We start from the raw sequence: 22402 nt of genomic DNA, 5'->3' as shown, positions 1-22402 counted from the left end.
ATCACATCCTTTAAGCTTTAAGGAAGATAAGATCTAAGTACGGTCATTCCGTCATTCAGCGTGTAACCGCCCAGATTAGCGGGGAGCAGGAAGCAATCTCCAGCTTTACAGGAAAGAGACTCCGTATTGTCCCATGTTATGGTTCCACTGCCTTCGCAAATCACAAGGATAGTGAAGCTGTCTTCCGTTGTAGAAAGTGTCCAACTTCCCTCTACGATACCCTTTTCCACAACAAAATACTCACAGGATGCCAGTTGGAGCCATTCTCCAGGCTGCAAGCCGTCCGTTTTCATCGTTGTTGCGCCTGCACCTTCGTAAGAAGTTACATTAAGGGAGTCCTCGATGTGCAACTCACGAGGTTTGCCGTCCAGACCGGGGCGATTGTAGTCATATAAGCGATAGGTTGTATCCGAATTTTGCTGAATTTCAGCAACCACAACACCTGCACACAGTGCATGCACGGTTCCAGCGGGAATGAAGAATGTATCGCCTGCTTCAACTGGAACCTGACGCAAACTGCCCATGATATCTCCGCTTTCAAGAGCTGTACGCAGACTTTCACGGGTTACACCTTCGGTCAGACCATAAATAATTTTGGCATCCGGCTTGGCATCAAGCACGTACCACATTTCGGTTTTTCCTAATTCTCCTGCTGGAAGTCCAGCGTAATCATCCGTCGGATGCACCTGAACGGATAAGTCATCGTTGCAATCCAGTAGCTTGATCAAAAGTGGAAAACGTCCGCCTTTTTTCGATACGCCCTTTGCGCCAAGCCAATCCTGTCCGTAGGTCTGGCGGATTTCATCCAGTCCTTTTCCAGCCAGCTCGCCATTGATAACCGTTGTTGTTCCATTTGGATGATCGGCAATCATCCATCCTTCACCAATATGTCCTTCTGGTGGGGTCAGACCAAATTGTTCTAAGGCTCGTCCTCCCCAAACTCTCTCTTTGAACTCAGGTTGAAATTGCAGCGGGTATGGCTTTAGCATGATTTCTCTCCTCCATAATGAGTAATGAGTACGATCTAACAGAATCAGGCAATCAAAACGTGCCGCTGGGCAATAGACCAGGATGAATAGACCCATATGGCGCTAAAAATATATGTAAGGCGGCTAAGAAAGTCGCTCATTACCAAATATGCGAGTTTAACAACCCGACATTATTTCTTTTCAACCGCGACTACGTAAGGCGAAGCGTCTCGTTGTAATTGACGGTAAATAATGCTTTGACCGCTGGAGACTGGGAGGGCAGAAGCCCATTGAAGAACCGCTTCCGCTTCTTCCCTGCCTCCGGCGTGTCCTGGATATAATACGGCAGTCAAAATACCGCGCGGGCGCAGCAAATGCAAGGCAGCTTCAAGTGCGACGAGCGTGCTGTCTGTATGTGTGATGACCGTAAGATCGGCGCCTTCGGACGGCAAGTAGCCAAGGTTAAACATGACCGCAGCCACTTTACCATGCAGCAGATCTGGAACGGCCTCCCGCATTTGCTCATGGCCTTGCAGCAATAGTGATACTTCTGCTAATGAAGAGGAAGAATCTTCTTCTAGCCGACGACGAGCGTAATCCAAAGCTGCCTGCTGGATATCGAACCCATAGACGCGGCCCCGTTTGCCAGCAGCTTTAGCCAGAAACAACGTATCGGCTCCTGTGCCGACAGTGGCGTCTATAGCAGTATCGCCTGGCTGCACCCGCGCAGCTACTAATTGATGAGCATAGCTCAGAACAGACAGGAATCCCATTTAAGATTTCCTCCAGTATTTTCCCTGCCACGTTTCACGTGATTTTAGTTCATTATCAATGCCGTTAAGCACTTCCCATTTTTTAAGCGACCACATAGGCCCCATCAGTAAATCACGTGGTGCATCTCCGGTCAACCGATGAACGATCATTTCAGGGGGTAAAAACTCCAGGGTATCTACAATGAGCTTAATGTACTCGTCCTTTTCCAGAAAGCGTAGCAATCCGGCTTCGTACTGCTTGACCATTGGCGTTTTACGCATGAGATGCAGGAGATGGATTTTGATGCCCTGCACATCCATAGCAGCTACTGCACGTCCTGTATCGAGCATCATTTCATGCGTCTCCTGCGGTAGACCATAAATGATGTGGGCGCACACACGGATATTCCGCTTACGTAGCTTTTCTACAGCATCCAGATAGCACTGAGTATCATGAGCACGATTAATCAGCTCAGAGGTCGATTCATGGACAGTTTGCAGGCCCATTTCGACCCACAGGTACGTGCGTTCGTTCAGCTCGGCTAGATAATCGACTACATCATCAGGCAGGCAATCGGGACGTGTAGCGATGGACAGACCGACAACACCGGGCTGTTCCAAAATAACCTCGAAATATTCTCGTAGTTCCTCAACCGGGGCATACGTATTGGTGTAGGCTTGAAAATAGCCAATATATTTAGCATTGGGCCATTTTAAATGCTGGCGATCCCGAATCGTATTGAACTGGGTGACCAAATCATCGCGGCGACGTCCGGCAAAATCACCTGATCCGCGTGCACTGCAAAAGGTACAGCCCCCTTTGGCAATGGAACCATCGCGGTTTGGGCAAGTAAAACCCGCATCCAGCATGACTTTAAACACTTTATTTTGAAATTGCTCGCGCATTTCGTAATTCCATGTATGGAACCGTTTATCTCCCCAGAGGAGAGGAGCAGGCAACAAATCTGTTTTCATGGGAGGACTCCTTTTTTTACGATCACCCTATTGTAACAAAATTCAATCTTAAATGGGAATCACTTGCCCGAGAAAGTCATTAAAAAGTGCTGATTTTATAGCTTTGCGGATTGAAAAAGGTTACACAATATGTTATATTGTAAGCGGTACCAGACATATGATAAAAGGACTGTTTTTAATCCTGAAGATAAAAACTTATCAGCCGCTAATGATTATTCTTCAGGGAGACAGCTATGCTGTTTCTATCGCCTGCTTTAGGGGAAGTGCACGTCGGTTCCATCACAAATAACCCGTGAGGTGATCTTTTATGAATACGCAGGATAAGACGCGTATGGATAAAGTTACTGTTGAGTTAACCTTTGATGAGGCGTTAGCATTGACTGGTGTCCGTTTTGGGCAGGATCGTCAGATTGGAACGGCTGCACGTCAAAAAATCAGAGCCGCTTGCCAAAAGACAATTGATTTTTCACCTGCTGATGGGGTAGACTATGAACAATTAAACTAGTTGGACCCCAATCCAAATATATTGAAAAAGGAATTTCATTTCCGTATCTTCAAGCGGGGGTGGAATTCCTTTTTCCTTGATAACAGAGCATATGGAGGAGTAACATGCGTTTACGCGGAAGAAAAGGAATACGTGAAAGTCTGGAAGAACAGCAAGATCTGGTCATCTTGGAGCCATCACAGTATAAGGGGAATTGGCAGCAGCTTTTTGGTAATGATCGCCCCATTCATGTGGAATTTGGTATGGGTAAAGGGCAATTTATAAGCCAAATGAGCTACCGAAATCCAGAGGTTAACTATATCGGATTTGATATGTATGATGAGCTGGTTCGCCGTGCTACGGAAAAGTCCCGCCTGGCCTGGAGTGATTCAGAGGTTGTTACACCGCCCAATATCAAATTGGCACTGGCAAACATCGAACAGATCGAGAATGTTTTCGAACCAGGGGAAGTAGAACGCATTTATCTGAATTTTAGCGATCCCTGGCCTAAAGCCAAGCATGCTCGCCGTCGTTTGACGCATCCGCGTTTTTTGGACAAGTATCGTCAGCTTTTGAATAGCAGAGGACAAATTCATTTTAAGACGGATTCGGAGACATTGTTTGAGTTTTCTCTGAATTCATTCGCTGACAGCGGTCTGCAAATGACGAATATTTCGTTAAACCTTCATCGTGATGGAATCAATGAGGAGCATGTCATGACGGAATATGAACAAAAGTTCATGGGTAAAGGTATGAATATTCATCGCGTCGAGGTGCTGATTGGTAAAGACGCTTTGGAAGAGTACGGAAAAACACGGCTTGAAAAATACGGAAAGTAAAGCAGAAAACTAAATAAAGTAAACAAGACAGGGTGCTTCCTTTTAGGAAAGCACCCTGTTTGGTTCCAGTATATCCAAAATACTCTGTGCGCTCTGAAGAGGATAATATCGCGCTATATTATGAATGTGCTCCTGTCGCTTGCGAACGATTTCTGGAAAATCGTATAGCAGTCGGTTCATCCATTTAACGACAACATCCAGCGAAGTAATCGGTTCTCCGAAGCCTTGAGCCGTAAAATACTGACAATTTTCCTCCTCCTGTCCAGGGAGAGGCTTGTGAAACAGCATCGGAATCCCTTTGGCCAACCCCTCGGTGCATGTCATTCCGCCGGGTTTGGTAATGAGCAAATTCGATACTTCCATTAATTTGTCGATTTCCCGTGTGAATCCGAAAATATGAATATTTGGATGATTAAACCGGGGATCTAGCTCCATTTTACGACGAATTTTATCATTATGCCCCAAACAAAAAATAAATTGAATCTTTTCTCTCCAATCGGTAAGTGAACGATGTATAAATTCGTCATTCATCAGGCCCCAGCCGCCGCCCATAACAAGTACTGTCGGGATGGGTTTAAGTCCAAATTGTTCTCTGATTTCATCGTGCCCTGGATGTTCCCAAAAATTGGGATGCACCGGAATGCCGGTCACCTGGATTTTTGATACGGGTACTCCACGCGCGCGCAGCTTACGCATGACTTCAGGAGTAGATACAAAGTACCGGTCAACCTCAGGACTAATCCATGTTCCATGTGCATCGTAGTCTGTTATGACGGTACACAGCGGGACATGTAGACCTAAGCGCTTCAAACGTGAAATGACCGCGCTTGGGATGGGGTGAGTACATACCACCAAATCGGGACGAAGCTGCCGAAGAATATTTCGGGTCTGTGTGTAGAACAGACGGTGCAAAGCGAGCGTTGTAAGACGGTTTAATGATTTTTTGTATTGATGACGGTAAACCAATCCGACTAGGCGAGGCTGCGATACAACAGTCTTCTTGTATGCTGTAATAATGAGCGGGGCCATTCTCGGATTCAAAAAGCTCCCCAGCTCCAGCACTCTTGTCTGCACATCCGGAGAAAGCTTCCGCAAGCTGCTTGAGAGCGCGTAGGCAGCTTGAGTATGTCCGGCACCGAAACCTTCCGATAATAATAACACTCGTTTTTTAGCCACTCTCATTTCACCTGTTCCTGCTGGGATGTTCTCAATCATACCATATCGGCTTTAAGGCCAGAATGCAACCGTTCCTATTGCTGCAGACGTTCCGATGACTGCTCCTGCAAGTACATCCGTGGGATAGTGAAGCCCCAGATAAATTCGAGAAAAACCTACAATTATCGCTACAGGCAACAGCAACAGTGCTAGCATGGGTGACTGCAGCATAAAAGGAACGGTAGCCGAAAAAATTGCGGTCGTGTGTCCTGAGGGAAAAGAATGATCCGACAGGGGATTGCGAAATGTATTCGTACCTGGTAACGCCAAGTACGGACGTATCCGCGGATACAGCTTTTTAACGATAGCCACGGGGATGTGACTGACCGCAAGAGCGATAGCTCCTTTCATGCCGGAATCTTTCCATGGATACGGAGCGAGCCACCAGATAAGAAGCGTAGAGGCTATAGTAAAGGTAGCGCCGCCTAAATGTGTGAGATAGTACAGCCAAAAGTTCAAAAAACGGTTGTGTAAGCGCCCGTTGATCCATTTGAACAATCGCTGCTCCAGATTTACAAGTTTTACGACTAGACGTTGCATTTGGTTTCCTCCGGTTGCCGGTTCAGGTCTGTCGGCAAATATTTTGAATCAATTTGACAGAATCAGATCTAAGTAATTATTCTCTTGCTCTCATCATATTTTTAAACGCTGTTCATTTCAAGAATCACCACTTATCTGGTTCAATTCTACACAAAAATGTTAATGGAATATAAGCAGTATTGTATAACTTTCTTTGCGTTCATCCGTCTAATAAGATAGAGTGATTAGAAGTGGTTGCTAATTGGCCCACAAAAAGGAGGGACCAAAGAAATAAAAAGTTAGCAAATGGATGAAAATAAGACCTAAGCGTCATGAATGAAAGGTCCAGCGCCGCATTCTCGGTTCAAACGGGAATTTGTCGCGTTTTTTTGCTGCTGAGACCCGTTTAGGGGCTTTGACAAAAGATTGAAAACCAACGAAAATCGTAATGGCATTCCTGTGTCAGCCAAAAGGGGGCTGCGCAGAGCCGAAAGAAGAAAGCAAGGGTCGGGTCAAAACTACAGAAAAGGCGCACAAAGCGCCGCAACTTGCGCTACACAGATAGAAAACAGACAAACGCAAGATTTTTAAAGGGGTATAAAAAGGGGGTAACAAGAGATCATGTTAGACGCTATTTTTGTGACGCTCCAGATTATACTGGCGTTGATCGCAGTCTATCAGTTTGCATTCTCCTTGTTCGGATTGGTTCGCAAGAAAAGGAAAGAGCAGGCGGCTCCAGAAAAATCATTTGCCATTTTAGTCGCTGCCCACAATGAAGAACAAGTTGTCGGAGCATTGATGGAAAATCTCAAGCAGCTTGACTATCCAAAGGAGCTGTACGACGTATTCGTAATCTGTGATAACTGCACAGATAAGACAGCGGACATCGTTCGTGCTCACGGCATGAATGCATGTGAACGTACGAATCCGAATTTGCGTGGTAAAGGCTATGCTATTGAGTGGATGCTCAAGGAGCTATGGGCTATGCCGCGTCAATATGATGCCATTGTCATGTTTGATGCTGACAATTTGGCGCATACCAATTTCTTGAGCGAAATGAACAATGACTTGTGCTCAGGCGCCCGTGTTATCCAGGGATACATTGATACTAAGAATCCTGAGGACTCTTGGATCACAGCCGCATACGGGGTATCTTATTGGTACATCAACCGTTTGTGGCAGTTGTCACGTCACAACCTGAATATGGCTAATTTCCTCGGTGGTACAGGCATGTGCTTTGAAACAAATCTGCTCAAGGAAATGGGCTGGGGTGCAACAAGTCTGGTAGAGGATTTGGAATTCACTATGCGTTGTACACAACGCAACGTATATCCAAGATTTAATTACGATGCCAAGGTTTATGATGAGAAGCCGTTGACGTTCAAAGCTTCGTCCAGACAGCGTCTGCGCTGGATGCAAGGTCACTTTACGGTTGCTCGTCGTTATTTCTTCCCGTTGCTGTGGCAGAGTATCAAGCATAGAAGCCTGATTAAATTCGATATGGCTCTTTATGGTCTAAACGTGTATATCGTACTGTTTACCTTCTTGATGACAGTAGCGATGTGGGTAGATATTGCATTATTTGGTGGACCCAATATTGAAAATATCTACGTGCAATTCCCTGCTTGGACCGGTTTTGTGGCTGTGGGGCTGAATATTGTTACCTTTTTGATCGCGATGATCTTGGAAAAGGTCACGTTCAAAAAAGTATATTTGTACTTGCTGCTGTTCCCGGTCTATCTGATTTCGTGGTATCCGATTACGTTCTATGCGTTCTTTACACAGAACAACAAGCAATGGAGTCACACCCAGCATACGCGTGTTGTTCGTCTGGAAGAGGTTCAGAGCAAGCAAGGTTAATGGACGATAAAGTAAAACTTTGTGTCCTACAGAGGCTGGGCTTCAACTGTTTTTATAAAAGTGTTGACGACTCAGTAGTAACATGATATGATATTCGAGTATGTTAATTGAAAAGTATGGATTAACAAGTAGAAGGACCGACTTCTCACCTGTCCGGTATTGCCGGCTGGTCATGATCCAATGATTTGTGAATTGAACTTTCATGATGAATTGAGTATCAGACAGGGATGTCGGCTGCATAGTCGTCATCCCTTTTTTGTGCTTAAACACAATACAACAATAACAGGTTCTGGAGGTGGAGGGTTATTAGTAAGGAACATATGATCAATGATGAGATTCGAGTGAGAGAAGTGCGTCTAGTTGGTGCAAACGGGGAACAAATCGGGATTAAACCGACTCGTGAAGCTTTGCAAATGGCGATTGACGCAAACTTGGATCTCGTGAACGTGGCGCCTCAAGCGAAGCCGCCCGTGTGTCGGATTATGGATTACGGAAAATTCCGCTATGAGCAACAAAAGAAAGAAAAGGAAGCCCGTAAAAACCAGAAGATCGTTGACATCAAAGAGGTATGGTTCCGTTCCAACATCGAGGAACATGACTACCAAACCAAGTTTCGCAATGTGGTGAAGTTCCTGAATGAAGGGGACAAGGTGAAATGCTCTGTTCGTTTCCGTGGTCGCGAAATTACCCATGCTAATGTGGGTCAAAAAATTCTCGAACGTGTGAAAACGGAAGTTGCTGATCTTTGTACCGTGGAGCGCCAACCCAAGCTCGAAGGACGCAGCATGATTATGATATTGGCTCCAAAGAGTCAATGACAAATTAAGGAGGAAGTTCAATGCCAAAAATGAAAACACATAGCAGCCTTAAAGGCCGCTTCAAAATTACCGGTACTGGTAAAGTAACGCGTTACAAAGCTTACAGAAACCACTTGCTTTCCCACAAATCCAAACGTGCAAAACGCGTTCTGGGTACTAACCCTGAGATGGCACCTGGGGACGTTAGACGTTTGAAACAAGGTCTTGCTAACCTGAAATAGCATAAGCACGGCAATAAATAAAGTATAAACATTATTTGGGAGGTCTTTTGATATGGCAAGAGTAAAGGGCGGATTCGTCGTTCGTCGTCGTCATAAAAAAGTATTGAAGCTTGCTAAAGGTTATTTTGGTTCCAAACACCGCATTTTTAAAACAGCTAACGAGCAGGTAATGAAATCGCTTGTTTACGCATACCGTGACCGTCGTCAGACGAAACGTAACTTCCGCAGACTGTGGATCGTGCGTATCAACGCAGCAGCTCGTTTGAATGGTTTGTCTTACAGCAAATTGATGCACGGTCTGAAATTGGCTGGTGTAGACATTAACCGTAAAATCTTGGCTGATCTTGCAGTCAATGATATTAATGCATTCAACTCTTTGGCAACTGTTGCTAAAGGCAAAATCAACGCTTAATTAAGGCGTGAAAACCGCGAAAGTGGTAACAAAGGTGTCCCGAGCAGTACGCTGTGTAGGGACGCCTTTTTTTGTACATACTTAACATTAAAAAAGACTTCATTTTCTTCAAAATACGAATAAATATGACGTATGATGATAGAATGTATGGTTTTTTCAACTTTGTAACGCTTACATTTTTAGAATTCTAAAAAAAATTGACCCAAGGTTATTAATTGTCTAGATTTTAGCCGATCATAATTGTATAATCTCTAAAGTAAGTCTTCTGTACGATCTGTCTCGTCAGTAAATGACATGAAAATGAAATACATTTTCTAAAGAAAAGAGACAGTCCAGGGATCTAACACTAAGGGGGAACAGTATCAGCATGAAGAAATTGTTTAGTATGTCTTTGGTTATGCTGCTGGCGATCTCGGTCATTCTCGCAGGCTGCGGTAACAAAAATCAAGGTGCTTCCAACGCAAATGGTGGAGAAGCAGGCGGTTCTGCCAAAACATCAAATGTCCAACTTGGCATGGTTACAGATGTGGGCGGAGTAAACGACAAATCGTTTAACCAATCTGCTTGGGAGGCACTTCAAGCTATTGAGAAAGAATCAGGCGTTAAAGTTAAATACCTGCAAAGTAAATCCGACCAAGATTATATTCCTAACCTGAACCAATTCGTTAAAGGTGATTTTAACCTGACTTGGGGTATCGGTTTTAATCTGGCGAATGCGATTGGACAAGTAGCAAAAGACAATCCGAACAAAAATTTGGCGATCATTGACAGTGTTGTGGATGCGCCTAATGTCAAATCGGTTGTATTTGCTGAAAATGAAGGTTCCTTCCTGGTAGGGGTTGTAGCTGGTAAGCTTACTAAAACAAACAAAATTGGTTTTGTGGGTGGACAAGACAGCCCGTTGATCAAACGTTTTGAAAAAGGGTTTGAAGCAGGGATTAAGGCTGTAAATCCAAAAGCACAACTGATTGTGAACTATACGGGTGCGTTTGATAAGCCGGATTTAGGTAAAGCTGCAGCAGCAACGATCTACAACGATGGTGCAGATATTATTTTCCATGCAGCTGGCGGATCAGGAACAGGCGTATTTAACGAAGCACTTGCACGTAAGCAGCAAGGTCAGCAAGTATGGGTTATCGGCGTAGATAAAGACCAATCCCTTGAGTTTGGTGATGAAGTAACATTAACGTCGATGGTAAAACGCGTAGATGAAGCAGTAAAACGCGTATCCCAAGAAGTAATTGACGGTAAGTTTAAGGGCGGTGTCGAAACACTGGCTCTGAAGGATAACGGAATTGGTTTGGCAGATACATCTACGAAAAACGTTCCTAAAGACGTGCTTGATCTTGTAGAACAATACAAGCAAAAAATCATTAAAGGCGAAATTACAGTTCCTTCGAAATAAGTTAGGTGAAGAACATAAAGGTGGCGACAAGGCTGGTTCATAAGACTAGCCTTGTTCTTACGTCTGGAGTTATAAGATTATAACGGTCAAAATCAGCTCATTGGAGCACATACTATAAAGTGTATAAGGGTGATCTCATGGATGCAGCGACCCCCGTCGTTGAGTTAAAGCAAATTACAAAACGATTCCCCGGCATCGTTGCCAACGACTCCATCAGCATCAAGCTGCATAAAGGAGAAATTCACGCCCTTTTGGGTGAGAATGGCGCGGGCAAATCTACGCTTATGAATATTCTTTTCGGACTGTATCAGCCGGATGAAGGGACCATTGAAATGGGAGGGAACCCCGTACAGATTGATAGTCCAAATAAGGCAATTGATCTGGGGATCGGCATGGTGCATCAGCATTTTAAGCTCGTACAGCCGTTTACCGTAACCGAAAATATTGTCCTTGGGTCGGAGCCACGTAAGGGTCTGAAAATCAATTATAAAAAGGCTGCCGCAGAAGTACAGCGGTTGTCTGAACAATACGGACTTCAGGTAAATCCGAATGCCAAAATTGAGGATATATCTGTTGGTATGCAACAGCGTGTGGAAATTATCAAAACGCTTTATCGCGGTGCAGATATTCTAATTTTTGATGAGCCAACAGCGGTGCTGACACCACAGGAAATCTCTGAGTTGCTGGACATTATGAAGCGCTTAGTAGCTGAAGGCAAATCAATTATTCTTATCACTCATAAACTCAAAGAAATTATGCAAATTGCAGATACGGTTACGATTATTCGCCGAGGTAAAGTTATTGACACGGTCAAAACATCTGAAACAACACCAAATGAGTTGGCTGAGAAAATGGTGGGCCGTCGTGTGTCCTTTAAAGTGGATAAGAAGCTTGCTCAACCAGGACAAACTGTACTGGAAATGAACAAAGTAATTTCTAAAAACAAGGATGGCATTCATGTTCTGAATGAATTGAACCTGCAGGTCAAGGCCGGCGAGATTTTGGGGATTGCCGGAGTAGACGGCAATGGACAGAGTGAGCTAATAGAAGCTTTGACAGGCTTGCGCAAGGTGGATAGCGGGAGTATCCGTTTGCTCGGAACAGAACTGGCAAATCAGCCACCGCGCAAAATTTCAGAGGCAGGCGTTTCACATATACCAGAGGATCGCCATAAGCATGGGTTGGTGCTCGATTTTTCCATGAGTGAAAATATGGTGCTGGAGACGTATTATCAGGCTCCTTACAGTAAAAACGGCTTCTTGAACAAGGACGCTATAGAAAAACAGGCAAAAAGTCTTATTGAGAAGTTTGATGTTAGAACACCAGATATTCATACCAAGGCAAGATCGCTATCTGGTGGAAATCAGCAAAAGGCAATCATAGCGCGTGAAATTGATAAAAACCCAGACCTTCTCATTGCGGCGCAGCCTACACGCGGGCTGGATGTTGGAGCTATTGAATTTGTCCAGAAACAATTGATTGCTCAGCGGGATCAAGGTAAAGCGGTACTGCTCATTTCTTTTGAGCTGGACGAGATTATGAATGTATCCGATCGAATTGCTGTTATTTATGAGGGTAAGATTGTCGGGGAAGTGCTGCCTGAAGAAACGAATGACCAGGAACTGGGGCTAATGATGGCAGGAAGTGCAGTGAAGAAAGGAGTAGAGAATGGCTAACCTATTGAAAATATTCACAAAAGACTCCTTTGTTCTGGCTCTGGTCTCTATTATTCTAGGCCTCATTCTGGGTGCTATCGTGATGTTGATTGGCGGGTATGATCCTATTGTGGCTTATTCCGCTTTGTTTAGCCGTGTGTACGGAGATTCCTACAATTTTGGCGAAGCGATCCGTGAGATGACACCGTTGATTTTAACAGGCTTGGCATTTGCTTTTGCGGCTCGTGCCGGGTTGTTTAACATCGGTGGCGAAGGTCAGTTTTTGGTCGGTATGACAGCTGCTTCGATTGTAGGTATCAAACTTCATGGGCTGCCTGCTATCCTTCATGCACCGCTTGCTGTGATCGCAGGAGCTGTTTTCGGAGGCTTGTGGGCTGCGATTGCTGGCTATTTGAAGGCCAAGCGAGGCGTGAACGAAGTTATTACATGTATTATGATGAACTGGATCGGTCTGTATTTGGCTAATTTGGTGATTAATCAGTTCGCACTTATGGAAGGCGAAAATCGCTCTGTGGATATCCAACCTTCCGCTTCTATTTCCATTGATTGGCTGTCCCAGATGATGGGGAATGCTCGAGTTCATTGGGGCACAGTTATTGCTGTGCTGGCGGCAGTGTTTTTCTATATTTTCATGTGGAAAACAAAGCAGGGCTATGAGCTTCGCGCTGTCGGATTTAATCAGGATGCATCCCGCTATGCAGGTATGAATGTAAATCGTAATATCATAAAAGCGATGTTTATTAGTGGTGTTTTTGCCGGATTGGCTGGTGCCTTTGAGGTGCTGGGGGTTTTCCATTATCAATCTGTCATGGCAGGATCACCAGGAACCGGCTTTGACGGTATCGCTGTGTCTTTGATCGGGATGAATAATCCGTTCGGTGTGTTGCTCGGTTCTGTTTTGTTCGGAACGCTCACGTATGGTTCTGCGGGGATGAGCTTTAGCGCGGATGTACCGCCAGAAATTATCCGGGTAGTTATTGGCTCGATTATTTTCTTCATTGCGGCCCAAGGTATTGTGCGTTGGGTTGTGAAGCCGCTCTACTCCAAGCGGAAGAAAGAGAAGGTGTTGTAAAATGAGTTGGTTAACACTTGGTGAATTAATCCATACAACGCTCGTTTTTGCGACGGCGATTATTTTTGCGTCTCTTGGCGGAGTTTTTTCGGAAAAATCCGGTGTAACGAATCTTGGACTGGAAGGTCTTATGGTGTTTGGCGCGTTTGCGGCAGGTGTGGGCGGATTTTATGCTGAGCAAGCAGGATTAGGTGGCACCTCTGCGGCTTGGGTAGGTATGCTGTCAGCTGCGGTGTTCGGTATTCTGGTTTCGCTAATTCATGCTGTAGCCTCTATTACATTCAAGGCTGATCAGGTAATCAGCGGGATTGTCATTAACTTCTTGGCAGCAGGTAGTACACTGTACATGGTTAAGCTGTTATTTGAGGGTGATGGGGACACCGGTCGAATTCAAGGTTTTAACGAGATATCCATTCCTTATCTTGTGGATATTCCGATTGCAGGAAAAGCATTCTTCCAAGCCTATCCAACGACATATCTAGCTATTCTATTAGTTATTATCGGCTACTTTACTTTGTATAAAACTCCGTTTGGCTTGCGTTTGCGTTCAGTAGGGGAGCATCCGGGTGCAGCCGATACAGTGGGGATCAAAGTCAATCGCCTTCGTTACATCGGTGTTATGATTAGTGGTGCGTTGGCTGGGATTGGTGGAGCTACGATCACTTTGACTACAACCAATATGTTCTCACATAATACCGTTTCAGGGCAGGGCTATATTGCTATTGCGGCTATGATTTTCGGTAAATGGAATCCGCTCGGTGCTTTTGGAGCGGCAGTGTTTTTCGGTTTTTCACAAGCCATTCGCAACTATGTGCAGTTGTTTGCATGGTCGCAAAGTATTCCCCAGGAAATTATTTTTATGTTGCCGTATCTCCTGACAATTATTGTGCTGGTAGCGGCAGTTGGACGTTCACGCGCTCCGGCCGCTTTGGGTCAACTGTATGATCCAAGCAAGCGTTAATGACTCATAGACAACTGAATGTTTTTAAATACACATATTGGTGTATATGAAAATCTGGTATCTGCATGTGCAGGTACCAGATTTTTTTACATTGTGCAGGCATTTAAACATACGCTTATGGCTTGAATGGAATAGACTGTGCTATGCAGATTGGACGGACGCTCGGCCCCTGTCAGCTCCAGTCTATTTTGTGGTGGTGGTGAGCTATCAAGGAGCCGTTCAATCTGTCCATCCGTTGAGAAAGAAGGAGGAAATACGATGAAACAGGCAGTAACCAGAAAGCAGGTGGAGAAGCTTGTCGGCAAAGTCATCTTCGCTACACGTAAGGATGGCTCTCGAGTCAGTGGCAAGCTGATTCGCATTTCGGGTAACCGACTGATTCTCCAACCAAACCGTAAGAAAAAAGTAAACACGAAAGCGATTATTCCTCTGGTGCTTTTTGATTTGCTGGCCATTGGCACAGCTCCATACGTGGGTGCCTACGGTGGCTACGGTCCAGGTTATGGAGGACCAGGTTATGGAGGTCCAGGATATGGTCCGCAATATGGACCGTACACAGACGGGGGCTACCCCGGGGTAGGCAATCCTTTTTACCCTAACTTTTTTTAGTTTTACAAAATCCTGAGCCCGAAAACCATACTTTTCACAGTGACTTTTCGAGTTCGTGACATCGGCTTAGAGCCACGTATCGTAGCATATGATATTGATGACGTAGATAAAAATGGATCCCTCGCACATTGTCTTCGTCCACCATCACTTTAGCCCGCTTGCAACGTCGCAATCGGCCATATTGCTCGGCATAATCCAGCAACTTTTTTCCGTATCTTTTACCTTGCTGAGCCGAAGAGATTGCGATCAAATCAATGTATAATAGTTCTCCATGCAGCATAACATGAATGAAGCCAACAACCTGTGCATTATCCGGTCTGCAAGCTACAAAAGTGATGCCCCGGTTTAAGCGCCGGGGTAATTCTTTACGTATTTGATCCATTTCTTGGGCACTTAAATGCGATAGAGGGACAAGCTCTTGCTCGATTAGACGAAAGATCATGTTGTCATCTTGGGCGCATCGTTTGCGAATCATAAACGGGCCTCCTTTTTTACCCTTTTAACAAGATATGTCATGGCTTCGGAGGAGTACAAAGTCTCACTGTGCGGTCTTTTTTATAATATGCGGGTACCTCTTACAAGCGTGCGGCTCAGAGGGGCTTAAGCAGAGAAACATAAATTTTTATGAAATCTGGGTATTGACTATCCCAGATGGGGGACATATAATGTGTCTAAACATTTGAAAGAATGACATGAACACAACGGCAATGAAGAGGACGAAGTGATTAGGGCTCTTTTGTTCAGAGAGTGAGGCATTAGCTGCAAGCTTCACCAAAATCCCTTTTTAACGAGCTCACCTTGGAGCTGTTTTCCTGAAAAGTATTTGGGCCCAATGATATTAACGGTGCGCTGAATCGCCTATTAGGGAAAATCGTACGGTCTACGTTACAGACGCCAGATATGGAGATCCTTTGTGATTTCTGTACCTGCCAAGGTTCGATATTGCGAAATATCGGGCAAACACGGGTGGTACCACGGAAGCTACAGCCTTTCGTCCCTCAGTAACAGCAAGTCTGTTCTAGGGATGAAAGGTTTTTTTGTTTTTACAAATGTCAGCTGTATGTAAATTTTGTAAAGGAGGATGACCAATGAGTGCACAAATTCCTGAAGTTAGGTCAACCGATGAATTACGTCAAAAGTGGATGAAGCCTGAGGTGATTACAGGTTCGGAAATTTTACTCCGTAGCCTTTTGCTGGAGGGAGTAGAGTGTGTCTTTGGATATCCAGGTGGTGCAGTGCTTTATATCTATGATGCCATGTACGGCTTCAAGGATTTCAAGCATGTCCTCACTCGTCATGAGCAGGGAGCTATTCATGCGGCAGATGGTTATGCACGGGCAAGCGGTAAAGTTGGTGTCTGTATCGCGACTTCCGGACCTGGAGCGACAAACCTGGTAACTGGCATAGCGACAGCTTATATGGATTCGGTGCCGTTGGTGGTCATCACGGGTAATGTTGTATCTTCCCTGATCGGTACAGATGCTTTCCAGGAAGCTGATATCACGGGAATTACAATGCCGATTACGAAACACAGCTATCTGGTGAGAGATGTAGAGGATCTGCCGCGAATCATCCATGAGGCATTTCATATTGCCAATACAGGTAGAAAAGGACCAGTACTGATTGATATTCCGAAGGATGTCTCGGCAGCCCAGACGTTGTTTGTTCCACAGACGGAACCTGTGACCATGCGGGGTTACAACCCGAATGTGTTGCCCAACAAAATTCAACTAGACAAGCTGACTCAAGCTATCGCCGAAGCAGAACGTCCATTCATTCTGGCAGGTGGAGGAGTTGTATACTCCGGTGGACATGAAGCACTTTACGAATTTGTTCGTAAAACGGAAATTCCGATTGCAACAACATTGCTTGGTTTGGGAGGATTCCCAAGTGGACATGAACTCTGGACAGGGATGCCGGGAATGCACGGAACATACACTTCTAACCAGGCGATTCAACAGTCGGATTTGCTGATCTGTATCGGTGCCCGCTTTGATGATCGGGTGACAGGCAAGTTGGATGGATTTGCTCCTCAAGCCAAAATCGTACACATTGATATCGATCCTGCTGAAATCGGAAAAAATGTTGCCGCGGATATTCCAATCGTAGGCGACGTGAAGGCAGTATTGGAATTGCTGAATCAGGATGTGAAACGCGCGGATCTGGCAGATGCATGGAGAGCGCAAATTCAGCAATGGAAAGCTGCGAAACCTTTTTCTTATAAGGATTCTGAAACAGTGCTTAAACCACAATGGGTTATTGAATTGTTGGATAAAACGACCAAGGGCGGAGCAATCGTTACGACGGACGTAGGACAGCATCAAATGTGGGCAGCACAGTATTACAAATTCAATCAGCCACGTTCATGGGTCACCTCCGGTGGACTGGGTACGATGGGATTTGGTTTCCCTTCTGCCATCGGCGCTCAGATGGCCAATCCCGACAGATTGGTAATATCGATTAACGGAGACGGCGGCATGCAGATGTGTTCGCAGGAATTAGCCATCTGTGCAATCAATAACATTCCGGTCAAAATCGTAATCATTAATAACCAAGTACTTGGAATGGTTCGCCAATGGCAGGAATTGATCTATAACAATCGGTACAGTCACATTGACCTGGCTGGAAGCCCGGATTTTGTGAAACTGGCCGAAGCATACGGTGTCAAAGGACTGCGTGCTACGAATAAGGAAGAAGCACGTCGGGCTTGGCAGGAGGCGCTTGATACACCCGGACCGGTCGTTGTCGAGTTTGTAGTCAGCAAGGAAGAGAATGTATATCCGATGGTGACACAAGGTTCGACAATTGATCAAATGCTGATGGGGGACGAGTAAAATGACGACAAAAAATACCATTGCTGTACTGGTAAATGATCATCCCGGCGTTTTGCAACGTGTGTCCGGACTGTTTGGTCGCCGTGGCTTCAACATTGAGAGCATAACTGTGGGTCAATCGGAGGAAGCTGGATTATCCCGTATGGTCATTGTGACTGTAGGAGATGAGAACAACCTAGAGCAGATTGAAAAGCAGCTTTACAAGCTGGTTGATGTGATCAAGGTCATCGATCTCAGTTCCAAGCCGATGGTTGCTCGGGAATTGGCAATGATTAAGGTAAAGGCTGAACCGCCTCAGCGACCAGAAATTATGGGCGTGGTAGAAACGTTCAGAGCAGCTGTAATTGATGTTGGAACGACAAGCTTGATTGTTCAGGTCATTGGCGATACTGAAAAAATCGATGCGATGATCGAGTTGTTGAAGCCTTACGGTATTCGCGAGTTGACCCGAACCGGGGTTACAGCTATGATACGTGGAAATGCATAATATAAAGCTTTAACGATTTACCGCTTATAGCGCATTACATCATTAAAGAACCGCCCGCATAAGAGCGGGTGCTCGAAGAGATTTTTAGATACCAATCATGAGGCGAAGTCTCTTGGAGTACCCGCTCATTATGAAGGGTCCAATTAAAAGGAGGAAATTAACCATGGCAGTTACAACGTACTACGAAAAAGATGCAGAACTCAGCGTATTGAAAGGAAAAACAGTGGCCGTTATCGGTTACGGTAGCCAAGGACATGCTCAAGCACAAAACTTGCGTGACAGTGGTGTAAATGTTGTTATTGGTTTGCGTGAAGGCAAATCAGCTGATGTCGCAAGAAACGACGGTTTTGAAGTTCTGAACGTAGCTGATGCAACAAGCCGTGCAGATGTGGTTCAAATTTTGTTGCCTGATGAAACTCAAGCTTCTGTCTACAAAAATGAAATCGAACCTAACCTGAAAAAAGGCGCAGCACTTTTGTTCTCCCATGGTTTCAATGTTCATTTTGGACAAATCGTAGCTCCTAAAGATAGCGATGTATTGCTGGTTGCTCCAAAATCCCCAGGACATATGGTACGTCGTACCTATGTAGAAGGGTTTGGTGTACCGGGGTTGATCGCAATTGAGCAGGACGCAACAGGTCAAGCCAAGGAGATCGGTCTTGCATACGCAAAAGGCATTGGCTGTACACGTGCGGGCGTAATTGAAACCTCCTTCCGTGAAGAAACGGAGACGGACCTGTTCGGTGAGCAGGCGGTATTGTGTGGCGGTGTGAGCGCACTCGTAAAAGCGGGCTTTGAAACATTGACTGAGGCAGGTTATGCTCCTGAGATGGCATACTTCGAATGCTTGCATGAGCTTAAGCTGATCGTTGACCTGATGTATGAAGGTGGATTGGCAACAATGCGTGATTCCATCAGTAATACAGCAGAATATGGCGATTATGTAACTGGACCACGTGTGGTAACAGAAGATACGAAGAAAGCCATGAAGGATGTATTGACTGACATTCAACAAGGTAAATTTGCTCGTGACTTCATCCTTGAAAATCAATCTGGACGTGCATTCCTGACGGCTACTCGTCGCAATGAAGCTAACCATCCAATTGAAGTAGTGGGTGGACAATTGCGTGAAATGATGCATTGGATCAAAAAGTAATAACCTTTTGTACTATAAGCTCGACAACATGAATTATTTATAAATATTAATTACAATGCGGCCCTGCTTATTGCGTGAGCCGCATTGTAATTTAAGGGTCCAAATCCTGAGGAGGTGCGTTAGGTTGCGCAAAATATATATATTTGACACAACGTTGAGAGACGGAGAACAGTCACCTGGCGTGAACTTGAATACTCGTGAGAAAGTAGAGATCGCTCATCAGTTGGAGAAGCTGGGAATCGATCGTATGGAGGCTGGGTTCCCAGCTGCTTCTCCGGGTGATCTCGCGGCTGTTAATGCAGTAGCAAAAGCTGTAAAAAATTCGACTGTTATTGGCCTTTCGCGTGCAAGGGAACAGGATATTGATGCGGTTCGCGAGGCACTTAAGGGAGCACAGGACCCGTGTATCCATATCTTTTTGGCAACCTCTCCAATTCATCGTCAGCATAAGCTGCGCATGGAGAAGGCACAGGTACTGGAAACGGCCCGTGCAGCCATTCGTTATGGATTGAAGTATTTGCCAAAAGTGGAGTTTTCATTGGAGGATGCAGGGCGAACGGAGCTTGATTTTGTGGTTGAAATGGTCACCATGGCTGTACAGGAAGGGGCTTCTGTCGTCAATATTCCAGATACGGTAGGTTACCTAACACCATACGAATACGGAAATATATTCAAACATATCAAGCAAAATGTGGTTGATGTGGAGAAGATTCAATTGAGTGCACATTGCCACAATGACTTGGGAATGGCTACTGCGAATACGCTTGCTGCCATCCTGAACGGTGCAGATCAGATTGAGGGAACGATTAACGGTATCGGTGAACGTGCTGGAAACACGGCCATTGAGGAAATCGCCATGGCACTGGAGACGAGACAGGAATTTTTCCAGGCCAAAACGTCTCTGCAACTGTCTGAAATTGCACGTACGAGCCGTTTGGTTAGCCGTTTGACGGGGATGGTAGTGCCGGGCAACAAGGCGATCGTGGGTGCTAACGCTTTTGCGCACGAATCAGGTATTCACCAAGACGGCATGCTGAAGGAAAAGACGACCTATGAAATTATGACACCGGAAAGTATCGGTCTGAAAGAAAGCAAGCTAGTACTGGGCAAGCATTCAGGGCGTCATGCTTTCCGAGAGCGTTTGGTCGAATTGGGCTACGAATTGAACGAAGAAGAACTGAATCGGGCTTTTGGTCAGTTTAAGGATTTGGCTGATAAGAAGAAGGAAGTATCGGATGATGATATCTTGGCATTGCTGGAAGAAAAATTGGCCGATGCACCTGAAGTCTTCAAGCTGGAAACCATTTTCGTAACTTACGGGAACAAGGCTACGCCTTCCGCACAAGTGCGCCTGGTTAACGATGAAGGTCAGGTAATCGAGACAGAAGCTGAAGGAAATGGTTCAGTCGATGCGATCTATAATGCGATTGACCAAGCCAGCAGCGAGAGTGTTGTACTTTCTGATTACTCCATCAAATCTGTTACCCATGGCAAGGACGCTCTAGGTGAAGTACATGTGGTGCTGACTCAAAACGGAATATCTGTACAGGGACGCGGGGTAAGCACTGATATTTTGGAAGCAAGTGCACGAGCTTATGTGGATGCACTGAATGGTTTGATCGACAAGCGTAAAAATTACAGCAATCGCGTAGATTATAAATCCTAAGTTTATACATGCCTATGAAATGAATATAGACAGGATCGGGTGTTACCGGTCCTGTTTTCTTGTTCTCTGATGGAAAAATCAGCTTATAGGCTGAGCCTATTGAATTGATAGATTCTATATCTTGGTCAAAGCCCTGCTTTATATGTTACAAAGAAGGTATGAGAAATACGGCTGTATGGCTGTATAACAAGAGGAGTGTACGTGATGGCAGACGTTAAAAAGATTGCAGTAATAGCGGGAGACGGAATCGGACCTGAAGTGGTCGCAGAGGCAGAGAAAATTTTGAAACGTACGGAAGAAGTATTTGGCCTTTCATTTGAAACAGAGCATGCGCTGTTCGGCGGGATTGCCATTGATAAGAAAGGGACTCCATTGCCGGAAGAAACACTGGCCGTATGCCAATCTGCAGATGCCGTGCTGTTGGGAGCGGTAGGAGGACCACAATGGGACAACAACCCTAAGGAGCTTCGTCCTGAAACCGGATTGCTCGGTATTCGCAAAGAGCTTGGTCTGTTTTCAAATCTTCGTCCTGCTGTTGTTTTCGATTGTCTTAAGGACGCATCTACTTTGAAACCAGAGGTACTGGAAGGAACGGACTTGATCGTGGTGCGCGAACTGACGGGCGGCATTTATTTCGGTGAGAAGTATAGACGAGAGAGTGCTCAGGGTGAAGAAGCGGTCGATACTTGCGCATATAATGTAACAGAAGTAGAGCGTATTGTTCGTCAATCCTTCGAAATTGCACAAAAACGTCGCAAAAAACTCGCATCGGTGGATAAGGCTAATGTACTGGAAACTTCCCGTCTATGGCGTGAAGTTGTTAACCGGGTCGCTGTAGATTACCCAGATGTCGAGCTTGAGCATGTATTGGTCGATAACTGTGCCATGCAATTGCTGCGTCGTCCATCCAGTTTTGACGTCATTGTAACCGAAAATATGTTTGGTGACATTCTTAGTGATGAAGCAGCTATGCTGACTGGGTCCATCGGTATGCTCTCCTCTGCATCACTGGGAGAAGGCAGCTTCGGTCTGTACGAGCCGGTGCACGGCTCAGCACCTGATATTGCTGGTCGGGGACTGGCGAACCCCATTGCAACGATTTTGTCCGTTGCTTTGATGTTCCGCCTCACCTTTGGGTACGAGAAAGCAGCTGACGCTATCGAGAAGGCGGTAGCTGAAGTACTGGATGCAGGACACCGTACGGCAGATATCGCAGTGGATAAATCACAAGCGATCTCGACAACTCAAATGGGCGATTTGATCGCAGCAGCTATTCGCTAAAGTCCCCGGAAACGTACTTGTTCTGAAAAAAAGCTTCCTATTATATAGTGAGGTTATACAGTATAATTTTATAGCAAATGTTTGACACAGTAGCTCCTGAGTATTCAGGAGCTACTTGCATATCAGAAAGCTGTTGAAATGTGAATAAATTGTGAATTTTTAAACTAGTTTAAAATAATTATAAAAAAGTAA

The 22402-nt window shown here is 45.2% G+C and carries 22 protein-coding genes; 16 read left to right on the top strand and 6 right to left on the bottom strand.

The genetic code is table 11. From position 1 onward, the window contains the following. Nucleotides 1-17 precede the first annotated feature (17 nt). The 3 genes from G9G57_RS18925 to G9G57_RS18915 form a co-directional block, all read right to left on the bottom strand. The gene (locus G9G57_RS18925; protein WP_044785869.1) at nucleotides 18-989 is read right to left on the bottom strand and encodes a type I phosphomannose isomerase catalytic subunit; all 972 of its coding nucleotides are present in this window, start codon (nucleotides 987-989) and stop codon (nucleotides 18-20) included. Between the two features lie 170 nt (nucleotides 990-1159). Continuing rightward, nucleotides 1160-1741 carry a class I SAM-dependent methyltransferase gene (locus tag G9G57_RS18920; protein ID WP_044785870.1) on the bottom strand — a complete coding sequence of 194 codons (582 nt, stop codon included), beginning with the start codon at nucleotides 1739-1741 and terminating at the stop codon, nucleotides 1160-1162. Then, the gene (locus G9G57_RS18915; protein WP_013370065.1) at nucleotides 1742-2695 is read right to left on the bottom strand and encodes a TIGR01212 family radical SAM protein; all 954 of its coding nucleotides are present in this window, start codon (nucleotides 2693-2695) and stop codon (nucleotides 1742-1744) included. A gap of 307 nt (nucleotides 2696-3002) precedes the next feature. On the opposite strand from G9G57_RS18915, the gene G9G57_RS18910 reads away from it, so the two are divergent. Further along, complete coding sequence (locus tag G9G57_RS18910; RefSeq protein WP_013370066.1) at nucleotides 3003-3200, top strand: hypothetical protein; 198 nt, start codon at nucleotides 3003-3005, stop codon at nucleotides 3198-3200. Nucleotides 3201-3304: 104 nt separating this feature from the next. After that, on the top strand, nucleotides 3305-4018 hold the full coding sequence (trmB, locus tag G9G57_RS18905) for a tRNA (guanosine(46)-N7)-methyltransferase TrmB (protein ID WP_016820575.1): 714 nt from the start codon (nucleotides 3305-3307) through the stop codon (nucleotides 4016-4018). A gap of 42 nt (nucleotides 4019-4060) precedes the next feature. On the opposite strand, the gene G9G57_RS18900 is transcribed toward trmB, so the two are convergent. Both G9G57_RS18900 and G9G57_RS18895 read right to left on the bottom strand, forming a co-directional pair. After that, a complete protein-coding gene (locus G9G57_RS18900; RefSeq protein WP_404925993.1) occupies nucleotides 4061-5194 on the bottom strand; it encodes an MGDG synthase family glycosyltransferase in 1134 nt (377 codons plus the stop codon). A 51-nt stretch (nucleotides 5195-5245) separates the two neighbouring features. Continuing rightward, nucleotides 5246-5773: a phosphatase PAP2 family protein gene (locus tag G9G57_RS18895; protein WP_013370069.1), complete on the bottom strand. Its 528-nt coding sequence runs from the start codon at nucleotides 5771-5773 to the stop codon at nucleotides 5246-5248. Between the two features lie 600 nt (nucleotides 5774-6373). Between G9G57_RS18895 and G9G57_RS18890 the strand changes: the two genes are divergently transcribed. The 9 genes from G9G57_RS18890 to G9G57_RS18850 all read left to right on the top strand — a co-directional run bounded on the left by G9G57_RS18890 (nucleotide 6374) and on the right by G9G57_RS18850 (nucleotide 14786). Beyond that, the gene (locus G9G57_RS18890) at nucleotides 6374-7612 is read left to right on the top strand and encodes a glycosyltransferase family 2 protein (protein ID WP_017426627.1); all 1239 of its coding nucleotides are present in this window, start codon (nucleotides 6374-6376) and stop codon (nucleotides 7610-7612) included. A 320-nt stretch (nucleotides 7613-7932) separates the two neighbouring features. After that, nucleotides 7933-8430: a translation initiation factor IF-3 gene (infC, locus tag G9G57_RS18885; protein WP_007429515.1), complete on the top strand. Its 498-nt coding sequence runs from the start codon at nucleotides 7933-7935 to the stop codon at nucleotides 8428-8430. Between the two features lie 20 nt (nucleotides 8431-8450). Beyond that, nucleotides 8451-8651: a 50S ribosomal protein L35 gene (gene rpmI, locus G9G57_RS18880; protein WP_007429516.1), complete on the top strand. Its 201-nt coding sequence runs from the start codon at nucleotides 8451-8453 to the stop codon at nucleotides 8649-8651. 52 nt (nucleotides 8652-8703) lie between these two features. Next, nucleotides 8704-9063: a 50S ribosomal protein L20 gene (gene rplT, locus G9G57_RS18875; protein WP_007429517.1), complete on the top strand. Its 360-nt coding sequence runs from the start codon at nucleotides 8704-8706 to the stop codon at nucleotides 9061-9063. 367 nt (nucleotides 9064-9430) lie between these two features. Continuing rightward, a complete protein-coding gene (locus G9G57_RS18870; RefSeq protein WP_016820568.1) occupies nucleotides 9431-10468 on the top strand; it encodes a BMP family lipoprotein in 1038 nt (345 codons plus the stop codon). Between the two features lie 137 nt (nucleotides 10469-10605). Beyond that, a complete protein-coding gene (locus G9G57_RS18865) occupies nucleotides 10606-12144 on the top strand; it encodes an ABC transporter ATP-binding protein (protein WP_025364391.1) in 1539 nt (512 codons plus the stop codon). After that, nucleotides 12137-13216, top strand: a complete 1080-nt coding sequence (locus G9G57_RS18860; RefSeq protein WP_016820564.1) for an ABC transporter permease — start codon at nucleotides 12137-12139, stop codon at nucleotides 13214-13216. The genes G9G57_RS18865 and G9G57_RS18860 overlap by 8 nt, the downstream gene beginning before the upstream one ends. A gap of 1 nt (nucleotide 13217) precedes the next feature. Next, nucleotides 13218-14177 (top strand): ABC transporter permease, encoded by a 960-nt coding sequence (locus G9G57_RS18855; RefSeq protein WP_164965392.1) that lies wholly within the window; start codon nucleotides 13218-13220, stop codon nucleotides 14175-14177. A 258-nt stretch (nucleotides 14178-14435) separates the two neighbouring features. Further along, a complete protein-coding gene (locus G9G57_RS18850) occupies nucleotides 14436-14786 on the top strand; it encodes a hypothetical protein (protein WP_017426630.1) in 351 nt (116 codons plus the stop codon). A gap of 34 nt (nucleotides 14787-14820) precedes the next feature. Here the strand turns inward: G9G57_RS18850 and G9G57_RS18845 are convergent, their stop codons facing one another. After that, nucleotides 14821-15261, bottom strand: coding sequence for a GNAT family N-acetyltransferase (locus G9G57_RS18845; protein WP_164965391.1), 441 nt, complete (start codon nucleotides 15259-15261; stop codon nucleotides 14821-14823). A 613-nt stretch (nucleotides 15262-15874) separates the two neighbouring features. Here G9G57_RS18845 and ilvB point away from each other — a divergent pair. The 5 genes from ilvB to leuB all read left to right on the top strand — a co-directional run bounded on the left by ilvB (nucleotide 15875) and on the right by leuB (nucleotide 22210). Beyond that, nucleotides 15875-17620 (top strand): biosynthetic-type acetolactate synthase large subunit, encoded by a 1746-nt coding sequence (gene ilvB, locus G9G57_RS18840; protein ID WP_013370079.1) that lies wholly within the window; start codon nucleotides 15875-15877, stop codon nucleotides 17618-17620. Between the two features lies 1 nt (nucleotide 17621). Beyond that, nucleotides 17622-18107: an acetolactate synthase small subunit gene (gene ilvN / locus G9G57_RS18835; RefSeq protein ID WP_016820552.1), complete on the top strand. Its 486-nt coding sequence runs from the start codon at nucleotides 17622-17624 to the stop codon at nucleotides 18105-18107. A gap of 163 nt (nucleotides 18108-18270) precedes the next feature. Beyond that, a complete protein-coding gene (gene ilvC, locus G9G57_RS18830; protein WP_013309387.1) occupies nucleotides 18271-19263 on the top strand; it encodes a ketol-acid reductoisomerase in 993 nt (330 codons plus the stop codon). Nucleotides 19264-19387: 124 nt separating this feature from the next. After that, nucleotides 19388-20929 carry a 2-isopropylmalate synthase gene (locus G9G57_RS18825; protein ID WP_107733937.1) on the top strand — a complete coding sequence of 514 codons (1542 nt, stop codon included), beginning with the start codon at nucleotides 19388-19390 and terminating at the stop codon, nucleotides 20927-20929. Nucleotides 20930-21133: 204 nt separating this feature from the next. Next, the gene (leuB, locus tag G9G57_RS18820) at nucleotides 21134-22210 is read left to right on the top strand and encodes a 3-isopropylmalate dehydrogenase (RefSeq protein WP_017426633.1); all 1077 of its coding nucleotides are present in this window, start codon (nucleotides 21134-21136) and stop codon (nucleotides 22208-22210) included. The last annotated feature ends 192 nt before the right edge of the window (nucleotides 22211-22402 follow it).

This window comes from Paenibacillus sp. EKM211P, assembly GCF_011066175.1.
Lineage (GTDB): Bacteria > Bacillota > Bacilli > Paenibacillales > Paenibacillaceae > Paenibacillus > Paenibacillus polymyxa.
Note: the sequence above shows the minus strand (reverse complement) of the source record. Positions and strands in the feature narration are given on the sequence as shown.